A 25,441-nucleotide genomic window follows, 5' to 3' on the forward strand; every position below is an offset into this window, starting at 1 on the left:
GTGAGCTTACGCAGCCAATCTCCAACCAATTGTTTGATTGCTGCACCCCAGGCGGGTGGCCGACGCAAGTCGAGAGCATGGATACCAATACGAACGCGGCGAGCTGACATCCATTCTCTCTTATATGGTTCGTCACCATTGAGGAAATCGATCTCGTCGACACGGTCATAATCCAACACATGCTCGAACATAAACGCACTAAGCACCGTGCCCAAGGATAGAGGCGCAGCATTCTCGACATAGGCTAATTTGTAAATGGAAGCCACGCCGCCTTTGACAAACCAAAGCTGAGCCGCAAGTGCCTCCCCCTCGATTTTGAGCAAGCCCAGGCGCAAACTACCCTGCTCGGCAGCCATGCGAATCAGGCTAAACACGAATTCGGGATCGGCTTCACTAGGCTTCCAACTGGCGCCGTAGACCTTGTCGTAGTCACGAATTGCCCTTTCTAGTTCTACGCCAGTTGTTTTGTGCAGTTCAATGTTCCAGTTGCCCAATTTATTCAGCTTGCCCTGCGCACGTCGTAAAGTATTACGAAGTTGCGACGGGCGTTCGGCCAGATATTCAGAAAATCCTTTACCATTAGTTTGGAAGTACCAATTTCCAAAACAATGAAAGGTCCTGACCCAATATCCCTGCGCCCGAAGTGCAGAAATTAATTCCCACGTGAACGACTCCTCGGTCGCCAAGGGGGAAAGAACTATCACGCCAGATCGATTTTCGCGACGAAGTTGAGTCAAATCCATGATTCGGGAATGAGTGCAATCCTCCGGCAAGGAATGAACACTGTCGCCTCGAACCGGCCCAAACAACGGTGTATAACAGTTAACCAAACCACCAACAGGTCCGAGCAAGCTGTCAATGCTCCCCTGCCTTGCAACCAACTCGAGCACATGGTTAGCGCGAGCGTCACTGCATGGAAATCGCAGTTGGAAGCAGTACAAACCTACTTGCCTCGCACTACGCCGTAGGAGATTGAACCAGGAATCACTTTGGAACATAGCTACATTCCGCCCGAGCCTTGCTGAGCCTTTGCTTTCTGGGCACCTTCAATTTGCTCCAGGACCAACATTGACTTCAAGTTGGTGGTCCATGTCAGCGGGCTTGTTTGCAGCATCGGAATTCAATCTCACGCTTCACCACACAACTCTCCAAGCAAATCACTCAATGCCTTGGCACCGTACTGCCGAGAATACTGAGCGACAGATTCCCGCGAGCGTACAGGCGACTTGGCACCGGGAAGCCGCACAGCATGAGTGCGGTACGCTTCTGTCAATTGCACTGCAATAGCCGATACATCAGAACAATCGGCTATCAGAACACCCTGGTGGTCCCTAAGTAGCTCGGCGGTCGCCCCGACCGGATCGACTACGGCGAACACGGGACGAAAAGCCCGCAGGTATTCGTACACCTTTGCCGGTATCTGATTGTTAAAGGCTGTTCCTTGAAACACCAGCAACAGATCACTGCCCATCATTTCACTGAGAGCAGCACGGTAGGGATGAGCCGGCGAAAACTCAATGCACTCTGCTAGCCCTAAGTCATTCGCAATTGCAGCGATGGACTGATCAGCGCCAGACGCACGGAATCGCACCAGAACATCTCGGACATTCAAGCCCTCGGACTGCATAAAGGTTCGCAAGGCCAAAAAGAACGTTGTAGGGTCACGCTCCCTGGGATAAATCGCACCGCTATGAAGAACCAGAAATCGCTGATCCGGGACACCGAAACGCTGTGGCAACAAATCGTTGAAGGCTTGCTCATCAAAACCATTGGGAATGACACGAAGCTTTTCAGCACAGTCCGGATAGCGTCGCGCGTACAACTTGCGAGTGCTCTCGGTAGCCAGCACACACAGCGTGCAGCGGCGCACCACCCAAGCTTCCAGAAACCGTAGGACCACCGCCCGCAGCAGTCCATAGCCCCATTCCTCATGAAACGCGGGGTCACGAAACTCCGCCACCCATGGCTTACTAAGCCTGCGCGCTATTCCAGCGGCGATCAAATGGGAAGTGAGGATCGGATAGGTACTCCAAATCACCCTGGCACCGAGCCGTTGCGACAGCCGGGCGCCGTCCTTTCGTCCCGCAAAAAACCAAGTCCACCAGCGATCCGGTAGAGCCAGAAACTCGGGATATCGACCTTTAATCGAGAATACCTTCTTGCTGTCAAAGGCTTGGGGACGGGTCACGGTCACCGAGGAGGGAATCTGCCCGGCCAGTTCTGGATCGACTCGCTCATAAGCTTGCGGACAAGCACTAACGACACCTACGCGCCAACCGAGCAACGGCAGCTCTCGGACGAAGTTGAGTGTGCGCAGTATTCCGCTTGAACCTGCTTGAGGCGGGAAGTGGAAGGCCACCATAGTTACAGCTTTGGGAGATGCCACCGCCAGCCCGCAAGCAGGGCTCGACAACACCAAATTGTGGACCAACTGAGCCAATTGCCCCAAACGACTGTGGCGCCACGGGGTAAACCGCGGAATCTGCAGCCAAGGTGTCGTGCCATTGGCAAAGCCCTTTTCAGTGGAAACAGCATATCGAAAGCCTAACGACTCAACCATTTCGACATGCTGGTACCCATAGTCGAGACCCGGACGGCCATTAGGATAGGCAAACCCTAAGACAGGCTCACGAATAATTCGCTCCAATCTCAATTTACTGTCGCGAATTTCCTTCAGTGCTTCATCGTGTGTGCATAGAGTAAGAATAGGATGATTTTCAGTATGGCATCCAATTTCCATACCTGCATCATTGAGCTCGATAACGGAAGCTTCATTAAAACGCCTACCAAAGCCATCTACCGCAGCCAACTCCTCCAATTCAAGGATAATTTTCTCACGCTCACCTATAGAAAAGTATTTAACTATTCCCGTCAAAGCTGCAATAGCTTCGCGCCTCTCACAATCCCCCTCTACGGGGAAATTTGGCATGTCGGCCGATCTCAATCGCAGCATTACCATATCTATCGGCAAAGCATCGACAGCCATTTGAACGCGTTCATTCCAAAGCCTCGGGCCACCAAGTTGTCCAGTAGAAACAAAAAAGGTCGCACGTAAACCGCGACTAAGCAAAAAAGGCAAGACGTCACTCACCCAGGACTCATGACCATCATCAAACGTTATAGCAACAGTCGCTTGCCGCAGTAATCCGGCACGGAGGTCGTCAATTGCCTCCGAAAGTGGTACCACATTAAAGTGTGTTCGGACCACATCAATCAGCTTGCTAAACTGTTCGAATGGCATCTCATCGTAAAGGCGCTGATTTGGCACAGACCTAGAAACCTTATGAAAAGCTAGTACTGTTAGCTTGCCTTTACCGAGGCTACCTATTATAGATTTGAGCACTTAATCACCAAACTATTTCTACAGACAACCACAACCATCCGAATGGCATCAACACCAACTACGCAACACCAAGCAGGTCACCAAATCATTGCGAATAGGAGAAATAAATAGATTAGTTTCCGTCAAAAGAACGCTGACCGTCGCTCGCAAAATACTCATCTAGAATTCGCTCTAAGACCACCACCAACGCAAGAACAACATACACAAAGTCGAAGTATGCAAAACTTAATGCAGCCCCCCCTACCGCATATGCAAAAAGAATCAAGCGCAACGTGACCGAACAACTAGACACCCAAGATAATTCGACGTATTTGCTTGCCAATTTCCTTAATCTACCGAGCTTCAAAAATGCAACCACCAACAAGCCCATAAACAACATTAACCCAACAAATCCATGCTCCCCTAGCACCTGGAAATATATGCTATGCGCCGCCTTCGATGAATTTGGCGTCAATTCAATGTAATCCAACCCAAAAAAATTGGTTTGATAAAACTTAGAAACCAAAGATTGCCACACCTGCAAATTCTCGACAGATTTAAATCCCCCTCCAAATAAGGGCCTATCAAGCGCCATTACATAATTCATCTTCCACGCCATCAATCGCCCTAAGAAGGAACCATCAGAAGTCGCATCATTAATCGTATCCATACGCTGAAACCAGCTATCCGGCATATAGCTTAAAACCATCCACCCCATTAATAGCGAAAAACATGACACCAACAATTTATGTCGACTTTGAAGAAAAAAGTAAACCCCCAGACACGACAACGCCAAAAAACCACCCCTTGAATTTGAACCCAAAACAGACACGATCAACAACACCAGCACAGATACTAGATATGCTTTAAGAACTACTTGTCCTCGACTGACATCGGCCAAAAAAAAAGCTACCAACGGGATAGTCATAACCATGGCAATACTTAATTCATTGCGATCCCCAAGAACATGCCCGGGCAATCCCTGCAACACATGCGCCCCGCCTGAGGAAATGTACTTCAGCCCTTCAATTACCGCAAATGTCCCAATGGATAAAAGAAGGCACCAAAAAATAAATTCCACATGCAACCGTCGACGTACTCCCAGCAACACAAGAAAATACAATATCACTATTTTGAACAAGCGCGTCCAATGCTCCCAGACAACCTCACTCGGCCCGACTGACAAAATAGAGCTAATTGTCGTCCAGGCGAAAAAAAATAAGACCAATACACTCAAAGTACTAATTCGGAAATTTTGAGAATTTTTTTGACGAATCACACCCCATATTGCCAGCAGTGCAAAAATTAGGTTGTAGCGTATTCCTTGCGCAGCGCCATACATCCACCCACTTGGGTAGAACAGTGCGACCCACACGCACAAACCAACCGCTATAAACGGACGCCGATAACACCCATACAACAAGAGTGGAAATACAGCCAAAAACAACATGTCACGCACAAATACTCCCTAACACCCAAGCTCATGAATTATCTTCTTGCCTCAACGCCCAAAAGCACAGAATTACGACACAGATTATATTTATGCCCCACAGAAAACTTTCCACACCAACCCTTTAAAACATTAGAAAACTTCAACGATTTAATTTTCAGGAACCTTCGGCATAGCTAATGATGTACCTAAACTTCCCAGATTTCTCTACTGGTATCTTATCAACAATCTTGATTATTACTTCGACCCCTTCACCCAAACGTCGTTTGAAACCTTTAATAATTAAGGCCCGAACGTTCTCCCCAAAACCGTCAGCCGCCACAATAAACACTTCGGTAAAAAGACGACTATGCTGAACAATTTTGAATGAATTAACACTTGGCAAATCGCGTAACACATAAATCAATGCCAACCCATGCATTATTTCACCGTGTTGTGTGAGAACAAAATCCGTTGTACGCCCCTGAATTTCCTGAAGCAAAGGTAGTCCGCGGCCGCATGCGCATGCACAGCTACTCTTGACAGCAACATCACCTGTTCTATAGCGAATGAATGGAAACTCTTTGGTGGCGAGGTGAGTGACAACAATCTCGCCCGCCACACCATTTGGCACGGGTTTCCCTTCTTCATCTACCAGTTCAACAATCACGTCTTCAGCCGTCATATGAATGCCTCCTGCGGGACACTCATGCGCGATGAATCCCGCGTCCCGGCCCCCATAGCCATTCGCCACCGGACATCCAAAGACTTCGGATATCAAAACCCTCTGCTCGTCGTACAAACGCTCAGATGTTACAAAAGCGACCTTGATGCCCAAGTTATGCATGACCACGCCGCGTTCGCGCGCATGGCGGGCAATGTGAGAGAGTGCGGAGGGGTAGCCGAATAGCATTTTGGGGCGTTTCTTGCGAATGGCTTCTACAAACCGATCTAACTTGGCCGCCGACATTTCGAAGGCTGGCAAGAGTTCTGTCCTGAAAACCTTATCTCGCAACCAACGCACATGGTCTTGTGCGCCCAACTCAATGGGTGAGCCCCAAACCACTATTTCCGGATCCCCGATGTCTACTCCCCACCAACGGGTAGCCCGCCATTTGGCAGCGACATCATGGCTTACGCGTTCTTTTCCGATGAAGAATATCAACGGTTCTCCCGTTGACCCGCCGGTATTAAAACGCGCGAGGGAGCCTGCCTGGGCGCTTTTCATCCCCTCAGTATTAGCGCGAATGACGGATTTGGTTAAAAACGGTAAGCGCTGAAGTTCACTCAAGCTGGCGAATTGCCCGGGAACAACGCCTTCGTTGGCCATCAATTCTCGATAGTAAGGAACATTCTTGGCTACCTCGACTAAAAATTCGTTCAGCCGCCGAAGTTGGAACTCCTCAATTGCCAACGGGCTCAGCCATTGGCTTTGCTCCAATCCCCGCCGAACGGTTAACGTACTGTGACCCTTGAGTCGCTCATGCAATGGAAAAAGCAGGTCCGAAACGAGGCGTGTGTAGGCGGACATATCGAATGGGGAAGACTTAAATCAAATGTGGAAAATATTTAGGGACAGATATACTAGAACTTCGATGGAGAACTTTTGAGAGCCAAGCGGTAGCTTTCTGCAAGCTGCGGACCAATCTTCGCCCATGTATACCTCCGCACTTCTGCCAGCCCTTCTTCTCGGAGTCGTTTGCACAAAGGTACGTCCTTTAAAAGGCGCAGCAATGCCTCGGCCATGGCTTGATCGTCATTGATCGGAACAAACAAGGCGGTCGTTCCGTCTTTTACGAGATAGGGCACACCGCCAACATTGGTTGTTACAATTGGGACACCACTTGCCAACGACTCAAGCACCGAGTTCGGCATATTGTCAGCCAAGCTTGGGTTAATCGAAATAGCGCTCAGTCGGTACTCGTTTGCCATCGCTTCGCGGTCTAGGCGCCCGGTAAAGCGCACAGCCTGCCCGATGCCTAACTGTTCAGCTAAAAGCATCAAATTCCCCTTCTCCGGGCCTGAGCCCGCAACTGTCAATGTTGCGTTTGGGTAAGCCTCACGAATTCTCGCGAATGCGCGAATGGCTGTAGCGTTATCGTACAAAAGCTCCAGATTTCGGGCTACCAACAATCGAAGCTCATTCGTCGCGGGATTCTCCGAATTTTCAGTAGGATAGAACCGCTGCAAGTCCACCACATTCGGCAAAACTGTCGAGGTAAAGCCGTGCTGCGCAAAAATAGCCTCTAGGAACCCCGAGGGGACCAGCAGAGAACTCGCGCGCCGCAAACTGAAACGGACAACACCTGACTGGCGCTCCAAAAAACTCCCCGCCTCCCCGCCACGGTAATTGACGAGCACTGGCTTACCTTTCAAAAAACCAATCCAGATAGCGGGCGCGGCGAACAGGTGCCAGGACCAACCAGAGTTGGCCATCACATGTAGCAGTTGATTGCGACCTGCGGCTCGCCAAAGATTCAACAGGTACGGTAGCAGTCGAAAAAATGCCCGCAAACCCGGGACTTGGCTGATCCAAGTTGGCCGATAAGCGGCGTTGGTTTGCACGAGATCGACATAAGCACCTTCGCCCCGAAGCAACTCAGCCAATTGATGGGTCTGATTGGCCATACCGCCGGCCGGTGGCGGCAAAGGCCCCACAAGTGCAACCCGCAAGCCGACGAACTCTTTCACCCTACCGTTCCAGGCTCGACACTCAATGCGCGGGCATAGGCCTCAGGATACCGACTGACGGACTTTCGCCAATTGCGTTCGACTTCAACGAACTCACGACCTTGAAGTCGAAGTTTTGGCCATAGAACGGAATTGGCCAACAGCCTCAGCACCGTCTCGCCGAGGGCGATAACGCTTCCGGCCTTGAACAACATGCCCGTCTCGCCATCACGAATCAGTTCCTGGTGGCCTCCGACATCCGAGGCCACTAAGACACGGCCTTGCGCCATCGCCTCGAGCGGCTTGAGCGGAGTGACCAATTCAGTTAACCGCATCGAATGGCGTGGGTAGGCTAGTACATCAACTAGGTCGTAGTAACGCGTTACCTCGGCATGCGGCACACGCCCGGTAAAAACAACCTTATCTTGGACTCCAAGGCGTTGAGCCTGGGCCTTCAGCGCCGAGTCCTGCGGCCCACCACCGACCAGGAGTAGCCGGACATCGGGTCGTTGCGACAGAATCTGAGGCATCGCCTCAATCAACAGGTCCAGGCCCTCATAGGCATAAAATGAACCGATGAAGCCGAGCACAGTGCAATCATTCAGACCAAGACTGATTTTGAGTTCGAGGTCGGCTTGCCCGCCTGGCTCGAAAGAGTCGATGTCCACGGCGTTGGGTATTACCGTCACCTTGTCCGGCGCGATGCCACGCGCGACAATGTCGCGTCGCAGACCATCGCAGATGGTAAACACATGGTCTACGCGCTTGAGCGCACGGGTTTCCATCGCGCGAGTTATGCGGTAGCGCAGACTACCCTCGGTAGTCGTGCCGTGGTCCACGGCCGCGTCCTCCCAAAATGCTCGCACCTCGTAGACGACTGGAATACCCAGGCGCCGCCCCACCTTCAAGGCCGGCAAGACGTTCAGCACCGGCGAATGCGCATGAATAATTTGAGGACGCAACTGCTCGGCCACCTGCTGTAGCCGCAATTCCAACTGGCGCATCAGATGCAACTCACCCAAGCCGGGCAAACCACCACCACCTGATGTCATCGGCGTACGAAAGAAATGCCATCCGTCGATGTCCTCCTCCAAATCCAAATTTCTAGCTTGAGGCGGCAAGCCCTCTCCATGCTTGGGACTGCTCAGGTGGTGGGTTTCCCAGCCCAGCTTGCGCTGCTCGCGCAGTAAAGAGAGGGTCCGGAACGTGTAGCCGCTGTGCAGCGGCACAGTGTGATCCAGCACATGCAAAACACGCAAACTCATGACGCCACCGCCTGTTCTGCTGCCTCGAACGCTTGCTCGGGTGCATGCGTGCCCATCGAGTTGCCGATGCCATCTACCACTTGGCGCAGAAAGGCTTCAAACATCAACAAAGTCCAGATTGGCGCACTGTAGTCGCTCGCGCCACTTTGATGGGCATCCACCAGGTGACGCAGATAGACCGGGTCGAACCAGCCCGTGGAGGCCAAGCGCTCACCCAGTACTGCCTCCCGAACACGTTGTTTGAGCGGGCCCCGAAACCAGCGAGCCAATGGCACTGAGAAGCCCATCTTGGCCCGATAGAGAATGTCGTCCGACAGCATCGGTTCCATGGCTTTCTTCAGCAAATATTTCCCTTCCTGCCCTTTGACCTTCAGATTCGATGGCAAGGTCGCGAGCCACTCAACCAATTGATGGTCCATCAAAGGCTCACGCACCTCCAACGAATGCGCCATACTGGCCCGATCTACCTTAGTGTTGATGTCGCCCACAAGATAGGTCTTCAGGTCCAAATACTGAATCAAAGCCAATGGATCATCTGTACCTGCCTTGGCGGCATGGAGATCGAAGACTTGCTTCGCGTTATAGCCGGACAATTCCAATTTGAAGCGCTTACTGAACAACTGTTCCCGCATTGAGCCACGCAGAATCGACACCGAATGGAAGTAGGCTTCAACTGAACTACGCGCCACGCCCTCGAAGGTGGTCTTGGCACGCAAGACGCGGGGCGCCCAGTCAGCTTTCGGGTACAGCTTGCTCAAGGTGCCGAAAATCGGCTTGCGCAGGCCCTCAGGCAGGGCCGAACGCATGCGCTCTTCCATCAAATGCATGCGATATCGTCGATAGCCGCCAAAGGTCTCATCACCCCCGTCTCCCGATAGGGCCACCGTCACGTGCTTGCGTGCCAATTGGCAGACGCGATAAGTCGGGATTGCCGAGCTGTCTGCATAAGGCTCATCGTAGAGCCTCGCCAGAATGTCGATCAAATCAAAGTCGTCGCTCTTGACGATCTCCAGGTGATGGTTGGTCTTGTAGCGATCCGCAACCGTCTGAGCGAAGGCTGACTCGTTGAAAGACGGGTCATCAAAGCCAATCGAGCAAGTATTGACTGGCTCTTCAGTCATACCAGCCATCACCGCCACGACCGCGCTGGAATCGACACCACCGGACAAAAACGCTCCCAGCGGCACATCAGAAATCATGCGCAGGCGCACCGACTCTTTCAGGCGCGCCTGCAACTCGTCGCAGGCATCTTTTTCACTGATCGGATTGTCGAGCGTGAAACGCAAATCCCAGAACTGCTTTGGCTCGGGTATCGCTTCGCCGCGCCGGATCAGCAGACTGTAACCAGGTGCCAGCTTTTGCGCTTGTTTGAAGATGCACCGTGGTTCCGCTACATAACCAAGCGCAAAATACTCCTCGACCGCGCAAGGATCGATCTCGCGCGTCATGCCGCCATGGGCCAGCAAGGACTTCAACTCCGAACCAAATAAAAGTATCCCATCATCCAGCAAGGACCAATACATGGGCTTCACGCCCAGTCGGTCGCGAGCGATGAAAAAGGTCTGCCTATTGCGGTCCCACAATGCGAAGGCAAACATGCCGCGCAAGCGTTGCACACAGCCCTCACCCCACGATTCCCACGCGTGGACAATAACCTCAGTATCACTCTTAGTGCGAAAAACATGTCCGAGTGACTCCAACTCAGGCACCAGGGATTGAAAGTTATATATCTCACCATTGAAGACAAGTACCACTGAATGGTCTTCGTTGAACAGTGGCTGCTGGCCGGTGGCGATATCAATAATGGACAGGCGCCTGTGACCCAGGCCCACCCCGGGCTCTAGATGCAGGCTCCCTTCATCAGGGCCGCGATGGAATTGCGAGTCGTTCATGCGCTGCAATTGCGAACGATCCAACTCCCGCATATCACGGGTATCGAAAATTCCGGTAATTCCGCACATCGCAAAGGAATCCTATAGCGTATTGTAGGCGTCGTGCCAGTTGGCCACATGGTCCGAAGACCAAATTAGCAATAGAACGCAGCTTTACCTCAGGGACTATTGCGCTCAGGTTGAGCACCATAGCCAACTTATTCTTTTATTGTGGCAGACTCGAGCACACTGTCATCGGGAGAAAAGCCAACTCCGATGCACTCTTACCTCCACTAATTACACATCCGGACCGACAACCCGGTCAAAGTGAACAGCTTGTACCAACAACTTTGAATTGCCGTGGGATATACCGCTCCAACGCACCGGCAACAAGAGCAAATCGTGACTCGCCTCGCTCTTCATGATTTGCACCGAGTAGAAAGCACAGAAATCCCGATAACTGGAGAAATCAATTTAGACTTTTCTGTGTAGTGGGAGTGGTCGCCCCCCGCCCCTGAGCAACCCACCCTTTCAACGCCATGTCACGATTGCTGCGCAACCAAGTGTCCAAGGCGGTCCAGTTGTCTCGCACAAATGTCGCCAACTGTTCTTCTCCACCGGTTTTGTCCGCATAGAACACCAATACGGCCGCGTCATCACCGCGCCCCAGCAGGCGATAGGCTGCGCCGTAAACTTTAGCCTGCCAGTCACTGGTCGTAGGGCGACCATTGATCCAATAGACCCGCCAGACATTGAGCCCTCCGGCTATTGATGGTGCTCCGCCCAATCCTGCTTCCCTCGCGTTTCGTAATTCGGCGGTTTGCAACGGTAATGATACGCCGCCCACATCTTGGGAACGATTCTCTGTGTTGACAACCGACCAAATCGGGTCCTTTGAGCTGACAAGAACATGGCTCGAACTGATCAACTTGCGCTGATAAGTCTGCTGCCGAAAATAGGCTACATACAAACCCACCGGGCTTGCAGAGGAAAGTGAATTATCCGCAGCCACATATCGAAAACTGCCCTGCCACTCAGCACTTGGATTTTCAATCACCGGCTTGAATTTCGGCGTAGCGGTGGACTCACCCTGCCAAGAAGTATTGCCCAACATTGGCGCCGACAATGAAAACTCTGCCGGCCCTTCCGACAACAAGAGCGACTTGATCGCGAGATGCGGGGAAAGCACAACAAACAGGACAGCAGCCCAAGAGAATAACCAAGCCGGAGCCCCCCGCGCCGACGAGGCCAAGGTTGAGGTATCAATGGCCTTAGGCAGCAGCGAATCCGGCTCGGACCAGCGCGCACCTATCATGAACATCATCATCATGATGATGCCGAAAAAGACCCACCCGTAAACCAGATGGTCGGCGCCGGTCGCAATCTTATTGCCCGAAAAATGCCCCAACATCACGATACCGTAAGCTCGGACCCAGTTGGCTATCAAGGGCAAGGCGATGGATACACCAACAAAGATCCAGCGGCGAGTCAAGGATCTGTAGTTCAGATAAGCAAACAGAGTACCAACCATTACCGAGGCCATCAGATATCGAATGCCACTGCAGGCCTCGACCACCGACCAATTGCCGCTCGGTATGACGAAATTCTGGCCTTCACGAAACACAGGAATACCGCTGGCACGAACGGCGGCGACCGTGAAGTCGGCCGTCCACTCCATCAATTTCGGCGTCATGAATTCGCCGATGGGCACCGCAAAGAACAAGAAACCCAAGGGAAAAGCAATAGCCCGAGCAACCGGCCAACCCAGAGCTGCAGGCACGACCAAGACCAACATGGCGGTGAGCGCCAGTTGCGTCGCCGCATTGACCGCCGCCAAATCTCCCAACAGCCACAACAAACCCATCGCCGCCAGGGGCGCCAAAAACCAGACCGAGGGGCTTGGACTCAAGGTTGCGAGGACGGCACGCTGGCGCCAGATCAACCACAAACTGATCGGCGGGACCACAAATGCATGGGCAAAGGTCTCGGAGCGATTCCAAATTTCGACCATGGCCAAGGCCGTGTCGCGATAGATCAGCAACACGGCTGCGAGCAGCAGCAAAAAGGCTGGCAGAGCACGTCGCCAGGCAGGAGCAATATTCATGAAGTCCTTCAAGCCTTGTGGCCTCGCTGATTCGAACAATCCAGGTACTGATCAATACCGGCAAGATGAGCCGACCAGCTGTAATTCTTTAGCACACAGGCCCGACCAGCGGCGCCGATTTGGTCCGCCAGGCTTGGCTCATTCAATAACTGGGAGACCGCTTGGATAAATTCAGCGGGCTCCGTCGCGCCCATCAAATCCCGCCCTTTTTCGCCGTCTATCGCATCCACGCAAGTGCTGGCAGCGACCACCGGCCTGGACATAGCCATCGCTTCCAAGATCTTGTTTTGAATACCGCGCGCTAAACGCAAGGGTGCGACAACAACTGCCGCATGCTGCAGATATGGACGCACATCCGGCACCGTCCCTGTGATGCTGACGCCATCGCCAGCCAACGCAGTGACGGCCGGTGTCGGGCTGCGACCGACAATGTGGAAATGCAATTGAGGCCAATCCCGGCGCAACGCCGGCAACACCTCGTTGACAAACCAAACCACCGCATCCACATTGGGCCAATAGTCCATTGCACCAGTGAAGACCAGAGGGACTTGCCCAGGCGGGAATGGGGAGGGGCGAGCTGGCTCGGCCGAGAAAAAATCCGCATCAACACCATTGCATAAGGCTTGCACCGGTGCTGTTGTCGAAGGGGACTGATGATGAAACAAGGCCACCTCCTTGTCCGTGACGAAGAAGGAGCACTTGGCTCGCTCCGCCACCGCCTGCTCGAACGCCAATAGCCGCTCGCCCTCACGACGATAAAGCCAGGACAACGGCCAAGCATGCTTAGGCGCGTAATCGGTCCATTTGGCCGAATCGAGGTCTACAAAGTCGACCAACATGGGCAACTCAGGCGCTTGCATCGCGTATTGAGCCATCGGCGACGAAAACACCACCGAGGCATCCAACTTCTCTCGTCGTAAGACTTGATCGACCCAGGCGCTCATGGCCGCATCTCGGTAGAAAGGCAGGCTGAGCGCCTCACCAGTCAGCATTCCGCGCAGCGACGCCAGCTTAGCGACCGTCGGTTTCAAGGGCAGCGCACACAGATCGGCGCAATAGTCACGGACGGTATCCACATACTGCATATCGGCCGGATCATCGACGAAAGTGCCAAGAAACACTCGATGCTTTGCCGCCAAATGCTTGAGCAGGTGAAAGGAGCGCACCTTGTCACCCTTGTTGGGCGGGTAAGGCAACCGGTGCACCAGATAAAGAATGTTGGCCACTCGTCTCAACCCAGGTTGCGCACGATGAACGGCCCCAACCAATTGGCAAAACCCAAGGGCAGGCGCCGCCAAGTCTTGATCAGCAGTTGATATTTGGCGTTAGCGGGGTTGTTCTGCGGTACGGCGTCACGCTTGTACAAGCAGTACTCGTAATGCAGCGGAGTGGGATCAAAGCCCCAGTTTTTCTTGAAGGCATAAGAGCCGGTGCCCTGCTTGCTGCGGCCATAGTCGAAGACTTTGAATCCCCGCACACAAGCTCGACGCATCAACTCCCAATACTTGAAATCATTGGCGGCCAGATCCCGTGCCGACTCGTCATCCCCCGCGTAATAGGGCAGAACTTCATCACGGAAGTAAAAGCTGAGGACCGAACTGAGTGGTCGACCTGCCGTATCGGTGACGGTCAGCACCTCGGCATCGGCACCAAATTCGTCCAACAAGGCCGAGAAATAGCGCTTGGGCATGGCGGGTGTGCCATGGCGGTGGGTGTTGTCGGCATACAGCGCAAAGAACCGGTCGACATTTGCATCAATATGGCTAACCAGATTGTTCTTGATGCCCTTGCGCACACTGGCCCTCGCCTTGCGAGGAATGGCCAACATATTGGCCTCTTCGTCGGGCAAGATTTCCTTACGGAAAGTGACGTAGAGATCCTGTTTGGGCCAGTCCGCATGACGCGGAAGCACATTGCGCAATTCCAGATGTTCGACACCTAGGCGCAGGGCAATGTCCTGCGCTTCCTGCTCCAGTGCCAGCGCCGCTTCCTCGTTCACAGCCGCTACACCGCCATAGACCACAAATGGCAAAGACACCAAAGAGTGGCCAAACAGAATACTTTTCACTTGGGCCAGGGGCAGCACCGCCTCGATCTGGCCAGCACGTTCTGCACACAAGAAAAAAGCCTGATGGCCAAACACCTGTTCGACCATGCGCATCCAACCGGCTCGGTGGAAAAACGTTGCCTGCGGACATGCAAGTACGAATTCATCCCAACGTCGGGCCAGGGTCTTATCCTGCGCCGTCAAGCGCTTGATCTGTACGGAAGTGGTCATTCGGACTCAGGCGGCAGCGGCAGAAGGAACAGCATCAGTGGCGCTCGAAGCGAGAGCAGCAGCCCGACGGCCAAGGAAAATCTCATCCATACGTCCCCAAGAAAAATCGCTCAGCAACTGCGCGATTCGATCATGCGTGCGGTTGATATTGACGTAGTGCCGAAAGCGCGTCTTGCCATCAATCCCCGCAACACGTGGTTGCTCCGCATCGATCTCCCAAGGGTGGAAATAGAACACAGCAGACTGCTGATCAACGGCATTGACCCGAGCAATCATCCAACGCGACAGGGCATAGGGCAGCAGACGAAAATATCCACCACCACTGGACGGAAAGTTTTTATTGAACACTCGCAATGTCGTGACCGGGACTTCCAACAGGCCCTCGCGCACGGGATACGCGAAACGCGGCGAATCTGGCATCCCGTAGTGGTCGTGCTGGATCGGATAGACGCTGGAACTGTACCGATAGCCCGCTTCCAGCAAAGTATCAAAAGCCCAGAGATTGGCTCGACCTATGGAAAAACTTGGCGCGCGGTAACCCAACACCTCATGCCCGCCCAAGTCCTCTAACAATCGCTTGGTGCGCATAATGTCATCGGAAAAACTGGCAGGTGTGAGGTCACTGACTCGTTCATGGCCAAAGCCGTGGCTGGCCAGCTCGTGTCCTTGAGCGACGATGCTGCGCACCATTTGCGGGTAACGCTCAGCCACCCAACCCAGAGTGAAAAACGTTGCCCGAATATCCTTCTCTGCCAGCAAAGCAAGGATTCGATCGACATTGCGTTCAACCCGACATTCGCGGCCATTCCAGTCGCCGCGCGCAATGTACGGCGCAAAGGCCGAGACCTGGAAGTAGTCTTCCACATCAATGGTCATGGCATTGCGCAGCGGCGCGGGCGAGGTAGGCATCAACATGGCTTAGATATTGCGACTGACGAAGGGTTGAATGCTGAACTTGAGGGCGAACATCCCGCCATCACTGAATTTGAAGAGCAGCGAGACCAGGCCAGTCCGGCACTCGCATGCCAGGGATTCAGCCTTGTTTGACCGAATCCACCAAGCGCTGCATTAGCTTCAAAGTCTGCAAATTGATGCGCTCCAATCGGAGCAAACTGGCTTCAAGACGCTGCAAACGATCAGCTTGATGCCCATCACCCAATTTTGCCAATTCGTCGGACATACCCGCCAACTCCTCGGCGCCTAGGGTCAATCGAGACAAGTCGTAGCCTTCGCCCTCGGGCAAGGAAGCCAAGGCATCCAAATTTGCACCTTGAACCGTTTTAGGCACCTCGATCTCTTGAGCGATATCCCGCAAGGCCTCTTCCACATCGGCCAAGGCCAAATGGGTTTTGTTTCCCATAAAGCCGAGCAACAACAAGCGGTCGCACAAGGAATTGATGCGACGCGGAATGCCCTGGCTTGCCCTGAAGATTGCGGGGAACGCATCCGATGCAAAAGTTGGCTTCCCGGTGCTACCGGCACACTTTAAACGGTGCTCGATATAGCGCTGGGTTTCGTCTTCATCGAGTGGACCAATATGGCAGGTAGCTGCCACACGCTGGCGGAATTGTTCCATCTCCGGTCGTTGGAGAATGCCGCGAAACTCTGGTTGTCCGACTAGGAAGGTCTGCAAGAGCGACTGATTGCTGAACTGAAAGTTCGACAACATACGCAACTCTTCAACGGCCCGCGCAGTCAAATTCTGTGCCTCGTCCACAATCAACAGGCAGCGCTTACCCTGGCTGGTTTGACTGACGAAGAATGCCTCCAAGGTCATCAAGACCTCAGATTTGGGCAAGTCCTTAACCCGTACACCGAAGGCCGAACCCACCATCCTCAAGGTGTCTTCTGCATCCAACTGTGTAGTGACCAGATTGCCGATCACCACATTGCTGCGATTTAAGCTGTCCAGTAAACCGCGCAACAAGGTTGTCTTGCCCGCACCGATCTCTCCGGTGATGACGATAAAACCGTCATTGCGCAGCACACCATAGTCCAAATACGCTTTGGCACGTCGATGTTGCTTGCTGCCGAAGTAAAAGTTCGGATCAGGGCTGAGCTGAAAAGGCTTGCTGCTCAAGCCATAGAACGCTTCGTACATTTGTTAGAACTGGTGAACCAAGGTTGCAAACACAGAATTCTCGTGATACGGCAAGGCACCTCGAAACAGTGAGTACCTGGCACCCACATTCAAAGAACCCTTTTGACCCAAACGCCCAGTCCACGCCAAGTTGACTGTACGCAAGGTCGTGGATTGACTGGCCTGATCGCCGCGCGTCTGCTGCTCGGAGAAGGTCATATTGGTCGAACTCTCAGGCGTCAAGCGGTAAGACAGCGTCGCGCTAGCTCCTCGTTGCAACACCACCGAAGACTGCGCCAAATCGCCACTGCCGGGCACTTGCCCACCGATACGGCTGTTTCTGCTCTGATTTAAAGTTGCCGTAACCGATGCGCGCTGCCCTTGCCAAGAAGCGGACAACTCCTGACGGTGCTGCAAGGACGGAGACGAAGACAAGAAGCCTGAGTTGGCTTGCGCATTGGGACTGCGGCCAGTCTCCTGCAGAAATTGCCTGACCTTGGCATCTCGTATGACAGGGTCTGGATACAGACTCTCGAACTGGAAAAAATACAGTTGATAGTTGGTCATTTGACCGCCTGCACGGCTGTCAAATCCCTGTGACACCGAGGTGCTGTCAGAAAACCGAATCGAGGAACGTTGGAAGCGGTGGTTAAGACTCAAAGAATGGCTATTGCCATAATCATGTCGTTGATAGTCACCCTGCATCGACGTGCGTGCCGTCGGGGTCCATGAGCCATTGAGACCGTAGGTCGCCCCCGCCTGCGAAGACGCCGTTTTGAGGTCGCTGCGCTCAAAACCCGCATTGATACCGACATTGACATCCACATCAACGCGATATTTCAAGCCTGCGGTTGCAGACGAACGGCTATTGTCTTGCGCAGCCTTGAAATGAGACTGCTGAGCACTCAGCAGGCCCCACCAAGCCAAAGGGCCGGAAGCCATGGCATCAGCCCTCAATGAAACATCGGTCACCCGAGAGTCACCAATGCTCGAACCTTTTGCATTGGTCTCGGTTGCACTCGCCCTGGCCTCGTAGCTTGCGAAATTCCCGAATCGGCCGCGCCAACTGGGCGTCACCGTGAGGCTGGCGATGTCGGTGCTATTTGGGTTACGAACCGAGTTCTCGGGTGAAGTCTGCTGACCAAAGGCCGAAGTCTGTTGCTGACCATAGCTGGCGCGAATATCGACGAACAAACGCCGATCAATCAGCTCCAAATTTGCATTGGCCGAGAGGGAATGCTGAAGATGGTTCTCTCGCTCGGTCTTTGAATAGATCAAGCCATTCAACGCGTAGTCGAAATTGCCACGCAGGCGTCCTGCACTACTCGAAATACTGAGGCCGGGCGCCACCGTCGTGATGAACGCAGCATCTTTGGCTGCGTCTCGCAGGTTCAAATTGTCTGTCCAGGTCTGCATCAAGCTCATGCGAGGTTGAACTCGCAAGCCACCGCCAGATCCGGAGCCACCGGATATGAGACCCACATTAGCACCTAGGGCCGAATCGCCACCACCTTGTCCCACACCAGCAAGCTGCGCAAAACTTAACCCATGGGTCAAGCCAAGCGCGATTAAGGCAACACAATAGCCGAATCGAATTTGAACCACGCTAGATGCATGGCACGGTTGCCTTGTTACAGAACCAACCGCACGGCCAGAGGACCGATCAAGAACCTCAGCTCTTGGCAGCATTACTGCCGTCCCCATATCCGTAGCCATACCCGTAGCCATAACCAGAGCCATAGCTACCAGTCGCGCTGTCTGATGCTTGATTCAGCAGGAGCATCTTCAAGGGGCAAGATTCGATCGTAGCCAAAGCCTGCTGTACAGCACTCTGTGCAGTACTTTCGGCACGAACTACGACCACGATTTGCCCCATATGTGAAGCCAACACACGAGATTCCGTGGTCAGTAGCAAAGGTGGCGAATCAAAAATGATGATTCGATCCGGGTAGCGTTTGGCCATGTCATCAAGCAGATGGCTCATCGCATCGCTGGCGAGCAATTCCGTCGCGCGCGGATGCGGCGACCCACTCGGTAGCAAAGTCAGCTTGTCCACATTGGTCCGAAGCATTACCTCGGCCATATCAACCTTCTGCTCAAGCACATCCAGCAAACCAGGCCCTTGCGGCAAACCCAGCATTCGTAACATCGATGGCCGAGCCACATCGGCGTCCACCAGCATCACGGTGTTGTCCAACTCGGCCGCAATACTCAAGGCTAGATTCAAAGAGGTGAAGCTCTTGCCCTCCCCGGCCAAGGCGCTGGTCACCATGATCAAGTTGGCATGATTCAAGGTCGAGGCGCCCTTGCCCATTGCATTTTTGATCAAGGGGCGCTTCACCACCCGGTACTGATCTGCCAACTGTGATCGCTCAGCATTCGGCGTAATAAAACCCTGTCCAGCCAAAGCATCTAAATCCAATTCGACACGCTTGGATAAGCCGACAGCTTGAGAGCCATTTTTCCCTTCGCCGAAAGCACCAAGAGCAGCCGCTTCAGCCGAGGCCAAAACTACCTCCACCTCTGGAATAGTCTTCTCTAGCCCGTTAAGGGTCCCCTCTGCAGCCCTAGTATCCTCCGGCAATTCAACACCGGCTTGCCGAAGTTGCTCGAGGCGTCGGGCTGCTTGTTCAATCAGGCTAGTCATCTCAAGCCACCTGCCTTGTTATCAAAAAAGCCATTACTGCAAGCCCGAGCACAAACATGCCAAGCAAACTACCAAAGGCGGCACCAAATCGGATCAAATCCTTGCGCTTACGCTGAACATCTGCGGCAGTCGTCAAACGGGTCACAACTCCCAAAATAGGCAAGTCAATGCGCGCCCGCAGTTCAAGCGCATCATGGAACACAGGTCGGACCTGGCTAACCAAGAATGCAGTGGCCAAACCTGCAATAAGAGAGCCCGCCATCACACCAGCCAAAAGCAACAATCGATTTGGAGCCACCGGCTTGGGCGACACGCGAGGTGGATCGATCAAACGGAAGTCCGCAACGCCGGACGCCAAATCAAGTTCACCCGACATCGAAGCAGACTCCCGGCGCGACACCAAGTCTTCATAGTTCTTTTTATGAATCGCATAGTCGCGATTCAATTGAGCAGCTTCTGATTCCAATTGAGGGGCAGTTCGAACACTCGCTAGCGCCCGCCCATATCGCGCCGAATACTCGTCAACCCGGGCTCTCAGGGTCGCAACTTGAACCTCCGCAGAAGCTAACAAGCGGCTCATTTCCTGCGCAGCCATACTGCCATTCGCAGCACCTACGGTACCAGGTGAAGCAAGCGCAGCCTTACGCAACTCCTTCATCTTCATCCGTTTTTCTTCTTCGATATCGAAAATGGATTTTCTCGCGCTAATCACATCGGGGTGCTGCTCGGTATAGCGCTGTAACAGTGCATCCAAATTGCGGCGCTGAGCGTCGAGGCGGGCATCCAATTCGGGAGTCGCAATATTCAGAGCGGACTCCTGAAGCAAGCCTTGCGTCGTACTCGACACACCCTTGCGCTCGGCTTCCAACTGCTGTTTTGCCGCGTCTCGCCCATTGACTGCCTCACGGTACTCAAGACGGGCCCGCTCCAATTCAGTACTCATTTCGCGCAAGCGCGATGCTGAATCTTTGCCGTCAGCATCCATGTTTTGCAGGTTGCGCAAACGGAATTCCTTCAGGCGGCCTTCGGCCTCTTCAAGCTTAGCTTCGTAATTCTTGATCTGCTCATTGATGAAGGTCGCCGCCGTTGCTGAATCCTTGCGACTCGAGCCTAGGCTAGACTCCACGAAAATTGACACAAATGACTGCACAACTCGTTTAGCGCTGTCCTTGTCAGAATCCCGATAAGCCAAGGTGTACAAATTGTCCCGCGCAGTACTCTGAATCGAAAGGTTCCTGGTCACCGTCTCGATCAAGGCCTCTTGCTCCGCTTTGGATTGATTTTTCAAATCCAAATCAGCCATACGAATCAGTTTTTCCACATTTGGCCGACTGATCAAAGTCCGACTCAACATCACCACCTGCTGCTCAACATTGGGCTGAATCGCCAAGCCGGACATCAGCGGCTTAAGAATGGACTGGGTATCTACAAAGATACGAGCGCTCGCCTCATAGCGGTCAGGCAACACCGTCACTACGACAGCCCCTATGACACCGACCAACCAAGCCACCATCAACCCTGGCCATCGGTATTTCCAACTACGCTTAGCAATAGCAAGAATCTGGGCAATCAATAAATCCATCTGCGGTCGATCTCGTGAGAAGTGGCCAAAGCTCTGACCATATGGAGAGGAATATGAGGCAAAGGCTTCAAACCTGCACAACCAATTTACTAAACCACCCAGTCAGAAGAAACTCTGGGGAATAATCAACACATCACCCGGGCGCATTTCCACATTTGCAGAGACATCCCCACGCCTAATTAAGTCTTTCAAACGCACCGCGTATTGTTTGCCCCCGTCGGCCGAACGGAGAATGGTGGCCTCATTGCCCGCAGCGAAATCTGTAAGGCCACCAACTGCTATCATTACATCCAAGATCGTCATGTTCATCTTGTAGGGAAGAGCCTGAGGCTTGGCGGCCTCCCCGATGACCCGGATTTGTTCGCTGTAAGGGCCAACAAAACCAGTCACAATGACCGTGACCACCGGATCGCGAACATACTTGCCGAGCTGTTTTTCGATCTCGCGCGCCAGTTCGATCGGATTTTTGCCTTGCGCCAACAACTCATCGATCAAGGGCGTAGCAATCTTGCCATCGGGCCGCACCGGCACCGACATCGACAACTCCGGATTGCGCCAGACGATGATGTTGATGTTGTCACCAGCACCCACGATGTAGCTGTAATCCTGCGCCGTGGCTGCGACAGGCGCCGGGGGGAAGCGCCCGGAACTGCTGGCACAGCCTGCCAGTAAAACAGCGGCGGCTGCAAACAGAGCAAAGCCCAGCTTTTGCGAAACACTACGAATGCTCTTGTCCAAGGCAACTCCTCACTTGTCAATGAAATCTAACACGAACCACACCTCAGGCCCGCCCAAGCAAAAAACACCTTCGGACGGGTTTGAATGGCGGCTGGATCATGCCACAAAGCATCGTCCTACTCGGCTCGGAAATGAGGGGGGGAAAGACCAGAAAACGGCTGCGGTGTGACTATTTGCCAACTTCCCGGAACAACGCCAAACCCTCCACCCCAAAATACAGGGCAAGCAAAGCTCACCCCCTCAGCATAGGCCGAATCAGCGCGAGCAAAACCTGCTGCAGTGGATTGGCATTTCCGAATGGGCGCCATGCGAAGCTGAGCTTCTGCCTATACGCATCAAACTGCATTGACCAAGGCGCGGCGCGAAGCGCACCCCGACTCAGCAACACCTTCAATACAGAAGTGCCCATGACTCCAGCACACAGATCGCAGGACATCATGGTGGACGGCCCCCGCTTCTCCTTGAAATTCACTGCCTCCGGCGCAACCAAATAGCCACGATGCAAGGCAAGGGGCGACAAGCCTGCAATGAAACGAGCATATTGCTCTTGCTGATTGCACCCCTCAACACGGAAATACTGCTCAAAACTCATACCACCAGGACGAAAGTACAGGAAGGACACCCCCATGCCAAGTGGTGCAGCCGTCAGCGCAGGAATACCCCGTTCATAACAGGCCTTAAACAGCATACGCCGCGCCTCGATTGCAAAAAAGTCGATGCCATCAACGTAGACATCCACACCCCGCAAAAAATCTTCGAGATTTGCGGCGGTTACCCCCTCAACAAAGGCACGAACATCTGCTTCAGGATTAATGTCAAGCGCTTGCTCCCTCAAAACTTCGGCCTTTGGGCGACCCACGGTCGACATGAACGCCCCCACCTGCCGATTGAAGTTATGCACCTCAAAATCGTCAAAATCGGCGATATTGAAGTTACCAACGCCGAGCCGCGCCAAGGTCAGCAGATGAGCTCCCCCAACCCCGCCCAAACCGGCGATAGCGACCCGGGAACCACGCAACCTTTCCTGCTCAGTCTTGCTCAACCAACCATGATTTCGAGAGAAAGCTCGCTCATAATTAAAAGTCGAATTGGTTTTCACAGACACTCCACTGTTTGAACCGCAAATCCGCGTCCCCGGCATCATGCCACGAAGCACGGGACCCATGAAGCAAGTCACCCGCCCAAAATTTGCACCAAGAAATTCACCACCAGCAAATAGTCAGTTTGCCCAAAAAGGTTGGCCCATGAACTCTCTCGACACCATCCGTCAAATCCTGGACCTCGCACGTTGGGCCCCCAGCGGAGACAACACCCAGCCATGGCGATTTGAACTCATTGACGCGGACCGAGCGGTCGTACATGCTTTTGATACCCGCGAACATTGCGTCTACGACCTCGATGGACACCCCAGTCAAATCGCAATGGGCGCCTTACTAGAAACAGCCGCCATCGCCGCCAGTCAATTCGGCCGGAAAATGACAGCCAAACGCCGCGTTGATGCGCCAGAACACCGCCCTGTATTCGAGTTGAGTTTCGAACCTGATTCAACCATCTCGGCCGATGTTCTTTTTACAAGCATCAAAACGCGCACGGTCCAGCGACGCCCACTCAAAACAAAACCATTAACCAAGGAGCAGCGACAAATCCTAGAAGCGGCGGTGGGGCAAAACTTTCAAGTCCTCTGGCTGGATAGCTTTGCCAAGCGGCTAGACACAGCCATGCTGATGTTTCATTCGGCCAAGCTTAGGCTAACCATGCCAGAAGCCTACGAAGTACACCGAAGCATCATTGAATGGAACGCGCAATTCAGCTCAGACAAAGTTCCGGATCAAGCCTTGGGCACTGACCCCATCACCACCAGACTGATGCAGTTTGTAATGAAGAGCTGGTCAAGGGTTGAGTTTTTCAACCGCTTCCTGGCGGGCACTTGGGCACCGCGACTTCAACTTGATTTCCTGCCCGGCATCGCCTGCGCGGCTCATTTCGTCATCCACGCGCAACGCCCACCCCAGCACATCGACGACTATGTGGCGGCAGGCCGAGCCCTGCAACGATTCTGGCTGACCGCAACCCGACTTGGCTTGCAAATCCAACCCGAAGTCACTCCCTTGGTGTTCTCGCGCTACGCAAGGGAGCAGACCCCGTTTTCAACCTCAAGCGGCATGGCCAAGCAAGCCCAAAAAATTCAGTCACGGCTGTCTACCTTGTTGACTGCCCCCATTGCCGAACGGGCCGCATTCATGGGGCGAGTCGGCTCAGGCAAACCAGCAAGCGCACGCTCATTACGCCACCCCATTGAAGACTTGATACTAAATTCCCCACCAGGCCATATAAGGGCACCATAAAAAAAGGGTGCCGAAGCACCCTTTTTTTGTACGTCAAACCAATTTACTTGGCAGCGTTACGGCGGCGAGCCAAACCCAAACCCACAAGTGCCAAGCCAGTCAAAGCCAAGGTTGCGGGCTCAGGGACCACGCGAACCGTGTCAATTGCGCCTTCAGATGTCACATTGACATTAAGGCACTTCACACCGTTATGACCTAAACCAAAATCGCATGTCCCATAACTTGCCGAAGTGTTATCAATCTTATTCGTTGTTGTAGCTTGCCACAACACCTTCCCGACAGCCATCTCCGGAGCCAAACTAACACCAGAGCTATCCTTAACGTCAAAGCCCAACTGACCGATCACTGTCGCCAAGAGAGCGGAGTCACCGGCAGCGCCACCGATAACACCAGTTGACGCCGTGTTTCCACCCAAACCAACAATTGACCCACTTGCGTAGGTCGTGTAAGACCCGAAGGCATCATTCGTCGCACGCAAGGCAAAGGTTCCACTGTCAAAACTATAGTGGAAGCCACCACCAGCGTTCAACGCCACAACTGTGCCAGCGATGTCGGAAAAAACCAATTCCAACTGAGCCAAGCCAAAAGGTTTGAATAATTGCAGAGGGCCGGAATCACCAGAACCCGTCGAATTCTCTTTGATATAGCTTAAAGAGAAGACGTTACCAGATTCCGAAAACTTAGCGCCGACGAAAGCTTGATTGAGCGCATTTACCTCTTGCTTAACATTAGCAATCCCACCGCCCACGACCAAATGGCCAATATCCGTCGTCAGTGATGGCAGGAAAGCGGGCACATTCATTTGCCAGCGATCCAGCACCTGATAGCCAGCCGATGCCGACATGCTGGCCGCAGCCAAAACAGCAGCTGCAGACACAGCGCGCAAAGTGTTTTTCATGTTCATAAAGCTCTCCAATGAAGTGAAGTGAATTTCTACTAGTCGGCAGCTTATCCGTTTCCAGCCGCTTGCCCCTAGGACAACAGCAAATGGCGTGCCAAAAAAAATAACTTGTTCAAAATCAAAGACTTACAACACAGCACACTTCAAAACCAAAAGACTCATGCACAATTTGTAAAAAATCTCGACACTGTTAGAAGCTGCCGCCATTG

At 53.3% G+C, this 25,441-nt stretch carries 19 protein-coding genes; 1 reads left to right on the top strand and 18 read right to left on the bottom strand.

All coding sequences use genetic code 11. From position 1 onward, the window contains the following. The 17 genes from WG899_RS20820 to WG899_RS20900 all read right to left on the bottom strand — a co-directional run. The coding region (locus WG899_RS20820; RefSeq protein ID WP_339597582.1) for a GNAT family N-acetyltransferase at positions 1-743 on the bottom strand (743 nt) is incomplete at its 3' end. A gap of 383 nt (positions 744-1,126) precedes the next feature. Continuing rightward, positions 1,127-3,241, bottom strand: a complete 2,115-nt coding sequence (locus WG899_RS20825) for a polysaccharide deacetylase family protein (protein WP_339597583.1) — start codon at positions 3,239-3,241, stop codon at positions 1,127-1,129. 214 nt (positions 3,242-3,455) lie between these two features. Then, positions 3,456-4,772: a putative O-glycosylation ligase, exosortase A system-associated gene (locus WG899_RS20830; RefSeq protein ID WP_339597620.1), complete on the bottom strand. Its 1,317-nt coding sequence runs from the start codon at positions 4,770-4,772 to the stop codon at positions 3,456-3,458. A 157-nt stretch (positions 4,773-4,929) separates the two neighbouring features. Beyond that, complete coding sequence (locus WG899_RS20835; RefSeq protein ID WP_339597584.1) at positions 4,930-6,282, bottom strand: phenylacetate--CoA ligase family protein; 1,353 nt, start codon at positions 6,280-6,282, stop codon at positions 4,930-4,932. A gap of 53 nt (positions 6,283-6,335) precedes the next feature. After that, entirely contained in the window at positions 6,336-7,442 is a 1,107-nt protein-coding gene (locus WG899_RS20840) for a glycosyltransferase family 4 protein (RefSeq protein WP_339597585.1), read from the bottom strand. Beyond that, positions 7,439-8,680 carry a TIGR04063 family PEP-CTERM/XrtA system glycosyltransferase gene (locus tag WG899_RS20845; RefSeq protein ID WP_339597621.1) on the bottom strand — a complete coding sequence of 414 codons (1,242 nt, stop codon included), beginning with the start codon at positions 8,678-8,680 and terminating at the stop codon, positions 7,439-7,441. The genes WG899_RS20840 and WG899_RS20845 overlap by 4 nt, the downstream gene beginning before the upstream one ends. Positions 8,681-8,682: 2 nt before the next feature. Then, complete coding sequence (locus WG899_RS20850; RefSeq protein WP_339597586.1) at positions 8,683-10,647, bottom strand: XrtA/PEP-CTERM system amidotransferase; 1,965 nt, start codon at positions 10,645-10,647, stop codon at positions 8,683-8,685. A 379-nt stretch (positions 10,648-11,026) separates the two neighbouring features. After that, complete coding sequence (gene xrtA, locus WG899_RS20855; RefSeq protein WP_339597587.1) at positions 11,027-12,661, bottom strand: exosortase A; 1,635 nt, start codon at positions 12,659-12,661, stop codon at positions 11,027-11,029. Positions 12,662-12,669: 8 nt separating this feature from the next. After that, positions 12,670-13,959 carry a TIGR03087 family PEP-CTERM/XrtA system glycosyltransferase gene (locus WG899_RS20860; protein WP_339597588.1) on the bottom strand — a complete coding sequence of 430 codons (1,290 nt, stop codon included), beginning with the start codon at positions 13,957-13,959 and terminating at the stop codon, positions 12,670-12,672. Further along, positions 13,893-14,939: a FemAB family XrtA/PEP-CTERM system-associated protein gene (locus WG899_RS20865; protein ID WP_339597589.1), complete on the bottom strand. Its 1,047-nt coding sequence runs from the start codon at positions 14,937-14,939 to the stop codon at positions 13,893-13,895. Before WG899_RS20865 ends, WG899_RS20860 begins: the two co-directional genes overlap by 67 nt. A gap of 6 nt (positions 14,940-14,945) precedes the next feature. Then, complete coding sequence (locus WG899_RS20870) at positions 14,946-15,854, bottom strand: XrtA system polysaccharide deacetylase (RefSeq protein ID WP_339597590.1); 909 nt, start codon at positions 15,852-15,854, stop codon at positions 14,946-14,948. A 118-nt stretch (positions 15,855-15,972) separates the two neighbouring features. Next, positions 15,973-17,040: an XrtA/PEP-CTERM system-associated ATPase gene (locus WG899_RS20875; protein ID WP_339597591.1), complete on the bottom strand. Its 1,068-nt coding sequence runs from the start codon at positions 17,038-17,040 to the stop codon at positions 15,973-15,975. Positions 17,041-17,043: 3 nt separating this feature from the next. Further along, complete coding sequence (locus tag WG899_RS20880; protein WP_339597592.1) at positions 17,044-18,759, bottom strand: TIGR03016 family PEP-CTERM system-associated outer membrane protein; 1,716 nt, start codon at positions 18,757-18,759, stop codon at positions 17,044-17,046. Then, complete coding sequence (locus WG899_RS20885) at positions 18,692-19,666, bottom strand: XrtA-associated tyrosine autokinase (RefSeq protein ID WP_339597593.1); 975 nt, start codon at positions 19,664-19,666, stop codon at positions 18,692-18,694. The genes WG899_RS20880 and WG899_RS20885 overlap by 68 nt, the downstream gene beginning before the upstream one ends. A gap of 1 nt (position 19,667) precedes the next feature. Beyond that, a complete protein-coding gene (locus WG899_RS20890; RefSeq protein ID WP_339597594.1) occupies positions 19,668-21,248 on the bottom strand; it encodes an XrtA system polysaccharide chain length determinant in 1,581 nt (526 codons plus the stop codon). Between the two features lie 102 nt (positions 21,249-21,350). Further along, complete coding sequence (locus tag WG899_RS20895; protein ID WP_444718883.1) at positions 21,351-21,986, bottom strand: XrtA/PEP-CTERM system exopolysaccharide export protein; 636 nt, start codon at positions 21,984-21,986, stop codon at positions 21,351-21,353. A gap of 232 nt (positions 21,987-22,218) precedes the next feature. Next, the gene (locus tag WG899_RS20900; RefSeq protein WP_339597595.1) at positions 22,219-23,085 is read right to left on the bottom strand and encodes a ThiF family adenylyltransferase; all 867 of its coding nucleotides are present in this window, start codon (positions 23,083-23,085) and stop codon (positions 22,219-22,221) included. A 64-nt stretch (positions 23,086-23,149) separates the two neighbouring features. Here WG899_RS20900 and WG899_RS20905 point away from each other — a divergent pair, with 64 nt between their 5' ends. Further along, positions 23,150-24,331: a nitroreductase family protein gene (locus WG899_RS20905; protein ID WP_339597596.1), complete on the top strand. Its 1,182-nt coding sequence runs from the start codon at positions 23,150-23,152 to the stop codon at positions 24,329-24,331. Between the two features lie 43 nt (positions 24,332-24,374). Here WG899_RS20905 and WG899_RS20910 read toward each other — a convergent pair whose 3' ends face one another. Next, the gene (locus WG899_RS20910) at positions 24,375-25,235 is read right to left on the bottom strand and encodes a PEP-CTERM sorting domain-containing protein (RefSeq protein WP_339597597.1); all 861 of its coding nucleotides are present in this window, start codon (positions 25,233-25,235) and stop codon (positions 24,375-24,377) included. Between the last annotated feature and the right edge of the window lie 206 nt (positions 25,236-25,441).

The organism is Paucibacter hankyongi, from assembly GCF_037482915.1.
Lineage (GTDB): Bacteria > Pseudomonadota > Gammaproteobacteria > Burkholderiales > Burkholderiaceae_C > Paucibacter_A > Paucibacter_A hankyongi.

Excerpts from the sequence above, each read along its gene's own strand:
- WG899_RS20865 (WP_339597589.1), bottom strand. The coding sequence starts at position 14,939 with ATGACCACTTCCGTACAGATCAAGCGCTTGACGGCGCAGGATAAGACC.
- WG899_RS20875 (WP_339597591.1), bottom strand. The coding sequence starts at position 17,040 with ATGTACGAAGCGTTCTATGGCTTGAGCAGCAAGCCTTTTCAGCTCAGC.
- WG899_RS20885 (WP_339597593.1), bottom strand. The coding sequence starts at position 19,666 with ATGACTAGCCTGATTGAACAAGCAGCCCGACGCCTCGAGCAACTTCGG.
- WG899_RS20825 (WP_339597583.1), bottom strand. The coding sequence starts at position 3,241 with ATGCCATTCGAACAGTTTAGCAAGCTGATTGATGTGGTCCGAACACAC.
- WG899_RS20910 (WP_339597597.1), bottom strand. The coding sequence starts at position 25,235 with ATGAACATGAAAAACACTTTGCGCGCTGTGTCTGCAGCTGCTGTTTTG.
- WG899_RS20835 (WP_339597584.1), bottom strand. The coding sequence starts at position 6,282 with ATGTCCGCCTACACACGCCTCGTTTCGGACCTGCTTTTTCCATTGCAT.
- WG899_RS20890 (WP_339597594.1), bottom strand. The coding sequence starts at position 21,248 with ATGGATTTATTGATTGCCCAGATTCTTGCTATTGCTAAGCGTAGTTGG.
- WG899_RS20850 (WP_339597586.1), bottom strand. The coding sequence starts at position 10,647 with ATGTGCGGAATTACCGGAATTTTCGATACCCGTGATATGCGGGAGTTG.
- WG899_RS20870 (WP_339597590.1), bottom strand. The coding sequence starts at position 15,854 with ATGTTGATGCCTACCTCGCCCGCGCCGCTGCGCAATGCCATGACCATT.
- WG899_RS20880 (WP_339597592.1), bottom strand. The coding sequence starts at position 18,759 with ATGGCTCTGGTTATGGCTACGGGTATGGCTACGGATATGGGGACGGCA.
- xrtA (WP_339597587.1), bottom strand. The coding sequence starts at position 12,661 with ATGAATATTGCTCCTGCCTGGCGACGTGCTCTGCCAGCCTTTTTGCTG.
- WG899_RS20830 (WP_339597620.1), bottom strand. The coding sequence starts at position 4,772 with ATGTTGTTTTTGGCTGTATTTCCACTCTTGTTGTATGGGTGTTATCGG.
- WG899_RS20905 (WP_339597596.1), top strand. The coding sequence starts at position 23,150 with ATGAAGCAAGTCACCCGCCCAAAATTTGCACCAAGAAATTCACCACCA.